Raw genomic sequence first — 12,741 nt, 5'->3', positions numbered from 1 at the left:
TAAGGCTTATAAAAGAGGTTAACGCATGGCGAGAAAACTGCCCCCTCTCAATAGTTTGCGTGCTTTTGAAGCAGCCGCAAGACACCTGAGTTTTACTCGGGCAGCCGATGAGCTATTTGTCACCCAAGCGGCTATTAGTCACCAAGTGAAAGGCTTAGAGGACTACTTAGGGCATAGTCTGTTTAAGCGCTTACCAAGGAACTTATCATTGACGTCTCAAGGTGAGGCTTTAATGCCTGTGCTAGCTGATGCTTTTGACGACATGGCTAACGCTGTTGTAAGTCTGAAACAAGAAAAGGGGGGCTCTGTACTTAACGTGCGCTTAGCACCTTCCTTTGCAGCTAAGTGGCTATCGCCAAGGTTAAAAGAGTTTTGGCAACTTTACCCAGAAATTGATTTGTGTTTGTTTCATGCCCACAATGCCGTCGATTTTGAACGCGAAGACATTGACCTTGCGGTTACTTATGGTCGAGGTGACTGGAAGGGGGTTGAGAGCACCCCCATCATACGCTTAGATTTTTTTCCTGTAGCAAGCCCCACATGGCTTGCTAATAAACCACCGTTATTTAAACCTGAGCAGTTACTTGAAGTCACCTTGCTGCATGATGCTGGCCCATATGCCTGGAATGAATGGCTAAGGCAAGCCGGTGTAAAAGGCATCTCTAACAGGCGTGGCACCACCATAGATGACACTAATGTACTTATACAGGCGGCGATAGATGGCCAGGGTGTGGCGTTAGGTTCTACGCCATTTGTGGAAGACCATTTAGCGTCAGGTCGATTGGTGAAGGTGTTTGATCAGGTTCTAATTACTGATTATGCGTACTATGTGGTTTGCCCTAAAACACACCTGCAACGTCCAGATGTAAGGGCGTTCAAAAATTGGTTATTAGCCCAGGTTTAATCTGGCAGCCGGTGCTCAGGCACCACCATAGCATCGCTAGCAGCCCATACTGACTGATCAAAATTAACCACTGATCCTGTCATTAACCCAGATTCGTCGCTGGCTAAAAAGGCTAAAGCTCTAGCCACTTCGTTCGGATCGACTAACCGGCCAAAAGGCATGCCAGCACCTACTTTTTCTTGCCAACCATCTTCTGCGCCATGATATTTGCGCTGAATAACGTCTTCTTCATCACTTGCCATCCAGCCAATATTTAAACAGTTAACTCTTATACGGTCACGCATTAGCGCGTGGGCTGCGTTGCGAGTGAGGGTGTTGAGCCCACCTTTGGATGTGCAGTAAGCGGTGAGCATAGGCATACCTGCATAGGCGGCAATGGAGCCGATGCTCACAATGGCCCCGTCGGTACCATTACTGCGCATTAATTTAGCCGCTTCTTGCATAAGAAAAAAGGGAGCTCGTACATTAATGTTCATAATGCGGTCGTATAACTCAGGTGTGGTGTCTAATAGTGTGCCACGCTCAGACAGTCCTGCTACGTTGATGAGAATGTCTAATTGTCCGAAACACTCTTGTGCGGCAGCAATAATGCGTTTGGGTGAGTCTACATCGGCTAAATCTGCGCTAATAAAGTGAACTTTGCAGGAAGGGTATTGCTGTTGAATTTTTTCAGCGACCAAAAGGCCTTTGTCTGTTTGCCGGCCACACAATATAAGGCCTTTGGCGCCCCGTTCTGCAAATAGGTGGGCAGTGGCTGCGCCTAAGCCCTGACTGCCACCTGTGATGACGGCTACTTTGTTGTTTAGGCCAGTTAATTGTGCCATGAACTTATCTCGTGTGGGCTGAATTGGACTAGTTGATCAGCTTAGCTATTGGCCAAGAAGATCAATCATATTATCGGCTTCTTGGCTCACTTCAGGAATAATGGTCTTCATTATAGTAAGCCGGTCAAATAAATTAGGGTCAGTTGCAAGGGTGTGGCGTAACGACTTGCCAAAACGCTGTCGCAAGCAAGTACCGATGTTAAATTTGCACACATTTCCTTTGGCCAGCTTTTGTATATCGTGGGTTTTTACACCACTGGTACCGTGGATGACTAAGGGCACATCTAAAGCCGCTTGTAGTTCCTCAAAACGGGTAAAATCAATATCCACAAAGGTGTTTTCTAAGCGATGTACATTACCCACAGATACGGCTAATACATCAGGCTTGGCCTGTTGTAACATCATCATGGCTTCATTAATGTCTGTTAGTTCAGATTTAATATGATCCCTGCCACTGGCATAGGGAACAGAGCCAACTTCCGCCTCTACTGATACACCCACATTTTTAGCATGGGCCACCACTTGCCGCACTCCCTCAATATTTTGCTCAATGGGTAGCTGTGAACCGTCATACATCACCGAAGTGAAACCTGCATCTATTGCTCTAAGTACCGTAGGAATATCATAATTATGGTCTAAGTGAAGACACACTGGCACTTTTGCACTTAGTGCAAGAGGCTTGAGCATGCCTATAATATGATCTAAGGGCATAAACAGCGTCATATCTAAGTTAACGGCTAAAATGACACTGGCATTACGAGCTTCTGCCGCGGATACTACAGCTAAGGCATCTTCGTAGCCAAATACATTAAAGCAAGGCACAGCATATCCATGTTTCATAGCAGGCTGCATAAGGTCTGATAAATTAACTAACATAGTGGCCTACTTAAACTTATTGATCATGTCTTTCATACCGGGGATCGTATCCAGCTGGTAGACATGTTCAGGGTGAAAATTTTGATGCAGTGGCCGTTGTGACAAGCCTCCCAAAATAGTGAAGTAATACATCTCGTAACCTGGGCCTGCTACACAGGGGTGATAACCTTTTTCTATCTGAATAGTAGAGCTATTACGAATATGATAAACATCGCCCATATCTTCGCCTTCTTGCGTAATAAACTGGGCGCCAAAGCCATGCTCTGGATTAAAACGGAAGTTATACACTTCGTCATGACGCGACTCTGTAGGCAATGTATCAGTATCGTGTTTGTGGGGCGGGAACCCAGACCAGCCACCAGCGCCTACGGTAAATAATTCGCTTACTAATAAACGCCCTACCTTACCAGCCTGAGCTTTACCCAATATATGTTTGATCTTGCGGTGTGTCTTGGTGTCATCAGAACCGTATTGAACTGGGTCAATTTGCGCTTCGCGCACTACAAAAGGCTCATACACTTCATCGTGCTTTGCACCTGAGACGAAAATTTCAGCAGCGTCACTGACGCAAGTAAAGGTCACTTCAGTGCCAACAGGAATATAGACTCCCTCTGGCTCACCTTGCCAAATGTGCATACGTTTACCTACAGCATCAAAGTGGTGCCCTGCAACGCTCACGTCAATGCTTCCAGTAGCAGGGACTAAACACGTCTCATAACCTTCAACCATAGAAGTAAAGGATTCACCTTTAGTGAGCTTAACAATGTTGAAATAACATAAAGGTGTTTTTTCATCGTCTCGGTCTACAATGGCTTTGTTCTGATTGTCATGTGGTGGGATATGCATGTAAAACTCCTTATTATCGTGACACTAACGCCAGGTGGCAGAGGGTGTCATGACACTTGATTCTTGTAATATATTAATTTCTTTTGTATTGGGCATAGCGCTAGCACAGCCACGTTGAGACACTACAATAGCTGCGGCAGCACTGCCTCTGGTAATGGCAGATTGCCAATCTTTATGCTGATGATAGTGGTCTACTACATTTCCTAAAAAAGCATCCCCAGCCCCATAGGGCTTTAATGGGGTGACGGGGTAAACGCCGGTATCAAGACGTTTGCCTTGGCTAAATAAACTGGCACCATGGCCACCGCGTTTAAGTAAAATAGTTTGGTGTATCACAAGACTATTGGCACGCTCAATGTAGGCCTCTAGTTCATCCGTGAGCACTGCAAATTCTTCTTCATTGCCAATTACTACAGTGGCATGCTGCGCGGCAAGGCTATAAATACTCCGGGTGGTTTGCAAGTCTGGCCAATTCCACGGACGATAATCTAAGTCTAACCACACACGACTTGAGTGAGTTTGAGCATGTTGCATAAGCTCTAAAGTGGTGGTGCGTGATGGTTCAGAAATCAGCGCAGTGCCGGTAACCACCAAGTTGCTACTGTCAGCTACAGCCGCCTTCATTGCATCGGTGAGGCATAGTTGTAGATCGGCAGCATCATTACGATAGATCACGACATCACAATCTGTCGGCCTTACTTCGGCAATCGCCAAACTAGTGCGGCTGTTGCCGTGGCAAGTTTGTAACAACGCATCACTAACATTACATTCTTGCAGTCTTTGGCGTACAAAATGGCCAATACTATCGTCAGACAAGGCTGATAATAGTGCTACCTTGGTGCCAACTTTGCCCATGGCTGCAGCAATATTGCCACCAGAACCTCCCATATCAGCAGTAAATCCATTGGCATCTCGCGTTTTACCACCATCAGTTTGAGGGTAAAGATCAAGGCCTGCTCTACCTAACACTAGAGCATGCCAGGTTTTTTCAGAAGCTATGGTGGGCGTGTCAGTCATGCTATTCCACGTCCGTCCAATGGCCACTCATGGCTGAACGATCAATGGCATCCATTACTTTTTCTATTTTTAACCCATCAGCAAAACACGGCCAAGTTTGTCCACCGTCTTCAATGGTGGTGAGCAATTGATTTAACTCACACGCTTTAACATCAATGTAGCCCAGTGTGTGGCCAGCATTGGGTAAAAAAGCATCATAAGGCTTATGATAAGGGCCTGATAAAATAGTACGGAAACCTTGCTGTCGAGGATCGTCAGAACGGGTATACAGTTGCAGCTCGTTAAGACGTTCTTGATCGAAACGAATCATGCCCTGAGAACCATGCACTTCCCAGCTTAAACCACACTTACGACCCCAAGCCACCCGACTTACGCGTAAGGTACCTTTAATGCCGCTGTCAAAACGAGCAATGGCCATACATACATCGTCATTGTCCACAGTTTTGCGGGTATTCGTTTTAGGATCGTGGCGATCTGCATAAACTATGTCATATTCACCCACAACACTATTGATATCGCTGCCAGTCATAAAGTGGGCTACGCTCACTAAGTGACACATGACATCAGCATTGGCGCCAGTGCCTGATAGCTCGCGGTTCATACGCCAGCTGTAAGGGCGATCTGGATCAGCTTCGTTGTCTACATCGTAAACACCAAAAAAACCAGTGACATCACCAATCACACCTTCGTTAATCATATCTCTAGCAGCATGTACTAAAGGATTTTGGGTATAGTTATAACCAACAATGGTTTTCTGCTCGCTTGCTGCAGCAGCATCTACCATGGCTTGAGAATCAGCCAAGTTAGTAGACATGGGTTTTTCACACCACACATGTTTGCCTGCAGCCAGGGCTGCAATAGCGATTTCTTTGTGCACAGAATTAGGTACACAAATAGAAATCAAATCTACATTGGGGTCATTCACCACGTCCATGTAGTTGGTCGTGCAGCGGGCAAAGCCCATTTCTGCTCGCTTATCTTCAGCCACTTGAGGGTCTTGATCACATACCATTTCTAACCTTGGGCGCAGATTGCCACCAAATGCAGTGGCTGCAGATGCATATGCGATAGAGTGGGCTTTGCCCATAAACGCGGTGCCAATAACACCGATACCTATTTCTTTCATGTGTTTTTTCTCAAACTTTTCAAACCGATAAATCGTTAGAATAAAATTAACGGTTAGCGTTTTTGTTATTACTATATTGGTCAGCTGCAACAGCTGCGACGATGATAATGCCTTTAACGATATTGGTGTAAAACGAACCAATACCTAAAAATGTAAAACCAGAGGTGATTACACCCAAAATACACACACCAATAATGGTGCCAGTAATACGGCCTTTACCACCCATTAACGAAGTACCACCAATGACTACGGCGGCAATGGCGTCAAGCTCGTAGAGCATGCCAGCACCAGATTGAGCTGTGAGTGTGCGTGAAGTTTCTACTACTGCTGCCAAGCCATATAGGCCACCAGCTAAGGTATAGACCAACAGCTTATGGGCTCTAATGTTGATGCCAGCCACTCGCGCTGCTTGCTCGTTCGAACCAATAGCGTAGGTGTAGCGACCATAACGGGTGTAGCGCAACAATAAATGAAACGCCATTGCTGTGGTTAAAAATATGATTACCGGAACAATGCCACTGCCCAAAATAGCGTAGTCGTCGATAAAGAAACTGACCTGGGAGCCACTGGTGTACCAGCGAGCTAAGCCTCTGGCAGCTACAAGCATGCCTAAGGTTGCAATAAACGGTGGGATACCAGCATAGCCAATCAAACCACCGTTGATACCACCCAAAACAAACCCTACTAAAATGCCAGCAATAATGGGCAAAAGGACAGGCATGTCGGTCAGAGCGGGGTAAACGGCACGAGTATACTCAGAGGTTTGTGCAAAGCTTGCAGCCACAATGCCTGTGAAGGCCAGGGCCGATCCACTGGATAGATCAATACCTGCCATGATGATAATTTGAGTCACGCCTATGGCAATAATGCCAATAATAGACATTTGCAAAATAATAATGGTAAGACGTTGAGTGTTAAAGATAAAGCTTTGCTCAGCAATGAACCAGCCCAGCACTTCAAAAATAAACACTGTGCCAAGCAAAACCATAAGAATGCTGACGTCTTTTGGCAGCCAGTCTTTCCAACTTTTTACAGTTTTGTAACCGCCTGTAGATGAAGATGATGTCATAGTAATGTCCTGGTTATGCGCGTAAGCGTCGTTGGGCTTGGCGGCGCTGATCAAGCATTACTGCACCTACAATAATCATGCCTTTTACAATTTCTTGGTAATAGAAGTCGATACGCAAGAACGTGAAGCCAGAGGTAATAACACCTAAAATGCAAACTCCAATAACAGTTCCAGTAATACGCCCGCGGCCACCAAACAAAGAGGTGCCACCGATCACCACGGCAGAGATCGCATCTAACTCATACATGGTTCCCATACCCGACTGGGCAATGGTGGCACGTGAACACATGACCACGCCCGCTAATCCAGATAAAGACCCAGCAATGGTATACACCATAATTTTGTGGCGTCGCACATTAATGCCTGCCACTCGTGCAGCTCTTTCGTTAGAGCCAATCGCGTAAGTGTGTTTACCATAAACAGTATGCTTTAAGAGAAGGTGGAATATTACCGCCACTATGAAAAATATTAATACCGGCCAAGCCCCAGAACCAATGGCAGTGAAAGAGTCTGACAAAGAATAGATCGGCTGGCCTTCGGTGTAGATAACCGCCACAGCACGCGCAGTAACCAGCATGCCCAAGGTGGCAATGAATGATGGAATGCCTGTGTAGGCAGTAATGGCGCCGTTAATCCAGCCACATGCAGCGCCAACGCTTAAGCCAACCACAATAGGGATGATAATAGGTAAGCCTAAAAACTGTGGAAATATAGGTGCGAAGGCATCTGCTGATTGCGCGAAACTAGCAGCAACCATTGCTGATAGGGCTAATACAGCACCACCTGAAAGGTCTATACCTGAAGTAATAATGACTTGGGTAACACCCACGGCGATAATGCCAAAAATACACACTTGTAAAATAATGATTTCTAAACGTTGTACATTGCCCAAAAAGCTTTTGCCTACAACGAACCAGCCAAGTATTTCAAATAACACGGCGATGCCAACGAACACAGCAAATATGCTGGCCTCAGCAGGGAGGTTTGCTCTTTTAAACATGGTAACCCCCTAAATGTAACTGGCTTTTTCGTGAACACCGTCTTGCATGCCTGTAATCATAGACACAATTTCATTGCCGTCAGTTTCAGCAGCGATCACTTCACCAACGATACGTCCGCGACGAAAAACCCATATTTTGTCTACTAAGTTAAATACTTGGCGTAAGTTATGACTAATAAGAATAAGGGGAACACCTTGCTCTTTTAAACCACGAATAATATTTTCCACTTGAGTGGTTTCCTGCACCCCAAGAGCGGCAGTGGGTTCGTCCATAATGATAAGCTTTGATGCAAAACTAGCTGAGCGGCTAATAGCCACACATTGTCTTTGGCCACCGGACATATCGCCCACGTGGTTACTTAAATTTGGTATTTTTATAGCGGTTCTTTCTAATACTTCTTTGGCTTTTTGCATCATCTTCTTTTCATCAAGGATGCTAAAAGGCCCAAATTTGAAAAGTAATTCTTCACGACCTAAAAATAGGTTTGAAGGCACATCTAAATCATTGCATAGGGCTAAGTCTTGAAATACAGACTCAATGCCTGCTTCGCGCGCTTCTAAAGGCGAGTTAAATTCTACTCGTTGGCCTTCAAAAAAAATGTCACCTGAAGAGGGTTGTTCTACGCCAGTTATTTGGCGCACAAAGGTAGACTTGCCGGCGCCGTTGTCTCCTACAATAGCAACGTGTTCACCTTTTTTCAGAGTGAAGTTGGCTTCTTCTAATGCGTGAACGCCGCCATAGCGTTTGGTGAGATTTTCTGTGCGTAGGATAATGTCGTCTTGGTTGTTCATAGAGTTCTCTAAAGACACTGAAAGCTAAAAATGAGGTGTAACTAAAAACCTCCGGAATAAATCCAGAGGTTTTTTCACATACTAAGGCGTTAAGACTTAGTTAGCGCCCATGTAGTCTGCCATGTTATCAGGAGTTACCAATTCAAAAGGAATGGTAATTGCGTTGGGCAGAGACTCACCGTTGATCGCAGCGATTGCAGCGTCAATACCGCCAGTTGCTTGGCCTGCAGCGTTCTGGAATACCGTTACATCTAGTTCGCCTGCTGCCATAGACGCGAGTGCATCAGCAGTTGCGTCTACGCTACCAATAAGCACGTCATCCATGCTGATACCAGCATTTTTGAACGCTTGAACTGCGCCTAGACCCATTTCGTCGTTGTTAGCAAAAACGATATCGATTTCCATACCCGAGCTTAACCAGTTAGAAACAATGTCGTTGCCTTTCGAACGCTGCCAGCTACCTACTTCAACAGCTTCTAAAGTGATGCCATTACACATAGATAGTGCCAACACTTCTTCGAAGTCTTTTGAGCGTGTGATCGCAGCTTCGTTAGACAAGATGCCTTGTAACATTACCGCATTACCTGCACCGCCAGCTAGGTTACATAATTCAAAGGCTGCCAAAGTGCCAGACCAAGTCTCGTTAGAACCCACAAAAGTACTAGTGCCGCCTAAGCTAGCAGAATCTGCTGGCATACGGTTAACGTATACAATTGGAATGCCTGCTGCATTAGCCATTTTAGTCATTTGAGGTGTTGCAGCAGCACTTACTGCAGTAACTACTAGAGCATCAACGCCAGAAGCGATGAAGTTTTGCACTTGGCTTAACTGAGTGCCTACGTCTTCACGAGCATCTTCAATCTGGAAAGTATGACCTCTTTCTTCTGTGTGAGCTTTGGCCGCTTCACGCATTAAGGTTAGAAAATTATCATCGAAGTTAGAACTTAAATATCCAATGGTTGCAGCATTTGCGCCGGTAGCCATAACCACAGATAGAGCTGTGGCTGCAAACAAATTGATTTTTTTCATTATTTTTCCTCCTAAAAATTCAGCTAGCTGATTTTTAGTGTTTGTTATGCGGAGTATTCCGCGGTTTGTCACTATTACTACTTCAATAACCCAAAGCTTGGCGTTGGGTTAAATGCGTTCACAACAAATACATAGATAGATTGTAGAAAGGCAACCTAAGCGAACGTATTTGGTACGAACCAATTTGTACCATTTTCAAAAATAAATTTCAACATTTTTATTTTTGAAATAAATATTCCAAATGTAAAATGTTTTGCGTATACTCAAGCAAGATTTAACATATTGGGTTGGTCATGATTACTAAGGGCGCAACAGGGAGGTCTTTCAAGCTAACTTAGGCTAAAGGGTAAGCGTTTAGCCTGACAGTATTTCATTTTAGTTTAGATTTTTCTGAACTATTAGCGCCCATAATTATTTATGCATTATGCTCGTCGAGTCGAATATAAGATATGACAAAAGTGATTCAAGTGAAGCCGCCACGTGTATTTAGTGATTTGAAACCTTGGTTGCAAAATCATTATCAAGACCTACCTAAAAGGCTACAGAGTGTTGCCGTGTTTGCTATGCATAATCCAGACGTTATTGCACTTAATACTATTGCTTCCATTAGTGAGCAGGTAGGCGTTACACCATCCACTATGGTGAGATTTGCTAAATCTATCGGTTATCTAGGTTTTTCTGACATGCAAATGGTGTTTCAGGAAAGCATGCGACATGTGCCTCAACCTTATTCTGAAAGACTAAACTCTATGCAGCGCTCGGCAGACACAGAGCAAACTGTTTTGTCCCATTTCACGCAGGCCGCTTCAGAATCTATTGCTCGTTTGGAGCATAATGTAGATGCAAGTGCATTATTAAAGGCCAGCGAGCAGCTAGCGCAGGCAAGAGTGGTATACATTGCAGGCCAGGGTAGGGCAGAGCCTGTAGTGGCTTACTTACACTACACCTTGGTAAAGCTTGGGGTTCAGTCAGTGGTTTTGTCTGGTATGCCCCACAGTATGGCAGATAAGGCTCGCATGCTAAAAGAAGACGATGTGTTGTTAGCGATAAGCTTTAGTCCCTACACTGCAAATACTAGAGAATTGGTAGATATTTGTTTGGCTAATAATACCAATGTGGTGGCTTTAACTGACTCAACATTAAGCCCAATTGCCAGAGGTGATGATTTCCACTTGGAAGTGTTGGAAGAGGAAGTGAGTGGTTTTCGGGGGTTGTCGGCAACTATGTGCTTAGCACTTTGCTTGGCTGTAGAGACAGGAAGAGTGCGCGCCGAGTTAGATAAAGCAGTTAAATAATTATTTTTTTTACTCGCTATTTGGAATATATATATCCTTTAGGTTTACATATGAAACATAAGAGTTTGGATTTGGTGTGCTTTGGACGCTCCAGCGTTGATCTTTATGGTCAGCAGGTAGGTGGGCGTTTAGAGGATATGGGCGGTTTTGCCAAGTATGTTGGCGGCAGCCCAGCCAATACGGCTATAGGTACTGCTCGTTTGGGGCTTAAGTCTGGCATGATCACCCGCGTAGGTGATGAGCACATGGGACGCTTTATTCGAGAAACTATGCGGGCCGAGGGCGTTGACGTGCAAGGGGTGAAGACTGATCCAGAACGTTTATCGGCCTTGGTTGTTTTAGGTATTCAAGACGAAGAACAGTTTCCGCTTATTTTTTATCGGGAAAACTGTGCCGACATGGCCTTATGCGAAGATGATATCGATGAAGATTTGATCGCTTCAAGCCGGGCTTTACTCTTATCGGGCACGCACTTAAGTACACCTAAAGTTGCGGCAGCCAGCCGAAAAGCCATCGATTTGGCAAAAAAACATGGCACAAAGGTGGTGTTAGATATTGATTATAGACCCAATTTGTGGGGCTTGGCAGGCCATGGTGATGGAGAAAGCCGATTTATAGCCAATGACACTGTCAGCCAACATGTGCAGGCATTCCTGCCTGACATGGACCTTATAGTAGGTACTGAAGAAGAGTTTCATATTGCTTCTGGTTGTGAGGATAGCCTTGACGCCTTGGCTGTTGTGCGGGCTATGTCTATGGCTACCTTAGTGTGTAAGCGAGGGGCACTAGGGTGCCGCGTTTTTGAGGGTGACATCAATGGTTGGCAATCGGGCTCTGAAGGGCCCGGTTTTAAAGTAGAAGTATTTAATGTGCTGGGAGCTGGTGATGCGTTTATGTCAGGTTTGCTTCGGGGTTGGTTAGGGGGTGAAGATTGGCCTACCAGCTGTGCCTATGCTAACGCGTGTGGTGCCTTTGCAGTATCGCGGCATGGCTGTGCGCCGGCTGTGCCTTCATGGCAGGAATTAGAATATTTTCTAGCCCATGGAAGTGAGCATAAAGCGTTGCGCTTTGACCCTGTGCTTAATCATATCCATCGCACAACTAATCGACATAAACAACACAATCGTTTAGTCGCATTCGCTATAGATCACCGTTATCAGTTTAACCAATGGGCCAGATCTGCCGGTAAAACGCCTGCTGATATTGCCAAATTTAAACAGCTTGCAGTTCAAGCAGCGCAGCAGGAAGCTGGGCAAGACGTTGGTTTTGGCATGTTAGTAGATGACCGAACAGGCCGAGCTGCATTGCATCAAATAACCAGCACCAATGCATGGGTTGGCAGGCCAATAGAAGCCTCTGGGGAATTTCCGTTGCAACTAGAGGCCGAAGGCGAAATAGTGCAGCATTTGTCTGATTGGCCGCTTAACCAAACGGTTAAAGTATTGTGTCCCTACCGATTAGATGATGATGCAGCCACTCGCCAACACCACGAGCAGTTAATACTTAATCTAGACCGTGCGTGCCGCTTTACGGGGCATCAGTGGCTGTTGGAAATTATTACAGCCAGAGATAACAACAGCCCTGCCTTTGATCAAGTTTCGCCTATTATGCAGCACTTTTATGACTTGGGTGTTAAACCTGATTGGTGGAAGCTAGAGCCAGCATTAAATAACGCTTATTGGCAGTTAGTGGGTGAGGTGATCGATAAAAATGACATTTATTGCCAGGGTGTCATTGTTTTGGGTTTAAATGGCACGATTGAAAGCATTAGTGAAGCATTTTATGTGGCGGCTAAACAGCCTTGGGTGAAAGGGTTTGCCATTGGTCGCACACTATTTTCCGAAGCCGCTCAGGGCTGGTTAAAAGGTCACCTCGACGATGCTCAAGCTGTAGCGTTAATGGCTAAAAAATATCAATTAATCATTGCCGCTTGGGATAATGCCCAAGTGCAAAAGTAAAAAAC

General features: G+C 45.3%; 12 protein-coding genes. 3 read left to right on the top strand and 9 right to left on the bottom strand.

Annotated features, from left to right (window positions below; genetic code table 11):
- Nucleotides 1-25 precede the first annotated feature (25 nt).
- Nucleotides 26-904: a transcriptional regulator GcvA gene (gene gcvA / locus ABXT60_RS09370; RefSeq protein WP_443629884.1), complete on the top strand. Its 879-nt coding sequence runs from the start codon at nucleotides 26-28 to the stop codon at nucleotides 902-904.
- Here the strand turns inward: gcvA and ABXT60_RS09365 are convergent.
- The 9 genes from ABXT60_RS09365 to ABXT60_RS09325 all read right to left on the bottom strand — a co-directional run bounded on the left by ABXT60_RS09365 (nucleotide 901) and on the right by ABXT60_RS09325 (nucleotide 9,483).
- Nucleotides 901-1,728, bottom strand: coding sequence for an SDR family oxidoreductase (locus tag ABXT60_RS09365; protein ID WP_443629883.1), 828 nt, complete (start codon nucleotides 1,726-1,728; stop codon nucleotides 901-903). The genes gcvA and ABXT60_RS09365 overlap by 4 nt on opposite strands.
- 45 nt (nucleotides 1,729-1,773) lie before the next feature.
- Nucleotides 1,774-2,604 carry a class II fructose-bisphosphate aldolase gene (locus ABXT60_RS09360; RefSeq protein WP_443629882.1) on the bottom strand — a complete coding sequence of 277 codons (831 nt, stop codon included), beginning with the start codon at nucleotides 2,602-2,604 and terminating at the stop codon, nucleotides 1,774-1,776.
- A 6-nt stretch (nucleotides 2,605-2,610) separates the two neighbouring features.
- The gene (locus ABXT60_RS09355; protein WP_443629881.1) at nucleotides 2,611-3,450 is read right to left on the bottom strand and encodes a 5-deoxy-glucuronate isomerase; all 840 of its coding nucleotides are present in this window, start codon (nucleotides 3,448-3,450) and stop codon (nucleotides 2,611-2,613) included.
- Between the two features lie 24 nt (nucleotides 3,451-3,474).
- A complete protein-coding gene (locus tag ABXT60_RS09350; RefSeq protein WP_443629880.1) occupies nucleotides 3,475-4,467 on the bottom strand; it encodes a PfkB family carbohydrate kinase in 993 nt (330 codons plus the stop codon).
- 1 nt (nucleotide 4,468) lies between these two features.
- A complete protein-coding gene (locus tag ABXT60_RS09345) occupies nucleotides 4,469-5,593 on the bottom strand; it encodes a Gfo/Idh/MocA family protein (RefSeq protein WP_443629879.1) in 1,125 nt (374 codons plus the stop codon).
- A gap of 46 nt (nucleotides 5,594-5,639) precedes the next feature.
- Nucleotides 5,640-6,662 carry an ABC transporter permease gene (locus tag ABXT60_RS09340; RefSeq protein ID WP_443629878.1) on the bottom strand — a complete coding sequence of 341 codons (1,023 nt, stop codon included), beginning with the start codon at nucleotides 6,660-6,662 and terminating at the stop codon, nucleotides 5,640-5,642.
- A 13-nt stretch (nucleotides 6,663-6,675) separates the two neighbouring features.
- Complete coding sequence (locus tag ABXT60_RS09335; protein WP_443629877.1) at nucleotides 6,676-7,662, bottom strand: ABC transporter permease; 987 nt, start codon at nucleotides 7,660-7,662, stop codon at nucleotides 6,676-6,678.
- A gap of 9 nt (nucleotides 7,663-7,671) precedes the next feature.
- On the bottom strand, nucleotides 7,672-8,454 hold the full coding sequence (locus tag ABXT60_RS09330) for an ATP-binding cassette domain-containing protein (protein ID WP_443629876.1): 783 nt from the start codon (nucleotides 8,452-8,454) through the stop codon (nucleotides 7,672-7,674).
- A gap of 96 nt (nucleotides 8,455-8,550) precedes the next feature.
- Nucleotides 8,551-9,483, bottom strand: a complete 933-nt coding sequence (locus tag ABXT60_RS09325; RefSeq protein ID WP_443629875.1) for a substrate-binding domain-containing protein — start codon at nucleotides 9,481-9,483, stop codon at nucleotides 8,551-8,553.
- Between the two features lie 449 nt (nucleotides 9,484-9,932).
- Here ABXT60_RS09325 and ABXT60_RS09320 point away from each other — a divergent pair, with 449 nt between their 5' ends.
- Together ABXT60_RS09320 and ABXT60_RS09315 are read left to right on the top strand one after the other, a co-directional pair.
- On the top strand, nucleotides 9,933-10,778 hold the full coding sequence (locus ABXT60_RS09320; RefSeq protein WP_443629874.1) for a MurR/RpiR family transcriptional regulator: 846 nt from the start codon (nucleotides 9,933-9,935) through the stop codon (nucleotides 10,776-10,778).
- 50 nt (nucleotides 10,779-10,828) lie between these two features.
- Nucleotides 10,829-12,736 (top strand): bifunctional 5-dehydro-2-deoxygluconokinase/5-dehydro-2-deoxyphosphogluconate aldolase, encoded by a 1,908-nt coding sequence (locus tag ABXT60_RS09315; RefSeq protein WP_443629873.1) that lies wholly within the window; start codon nucleotides 10,829-10,831, stop codon nucleotides 12,734-12,736.
- Nucleotides 12,737-12,741: the final 5 nt, after the last annotated feature.

Source organism: Candidatus Njordibacter sp. Uisw_056 (assembly GCF_047730085.1).
Classification (GTDB): Bacteria; Pseudomonadota; Gammaproteobacteria; order Pseudomonadales; family Balneatricaceae; genus Njordibacter.
This window is presented reverse-complemented; position numbering and strand designations above follow the sequence as displayed.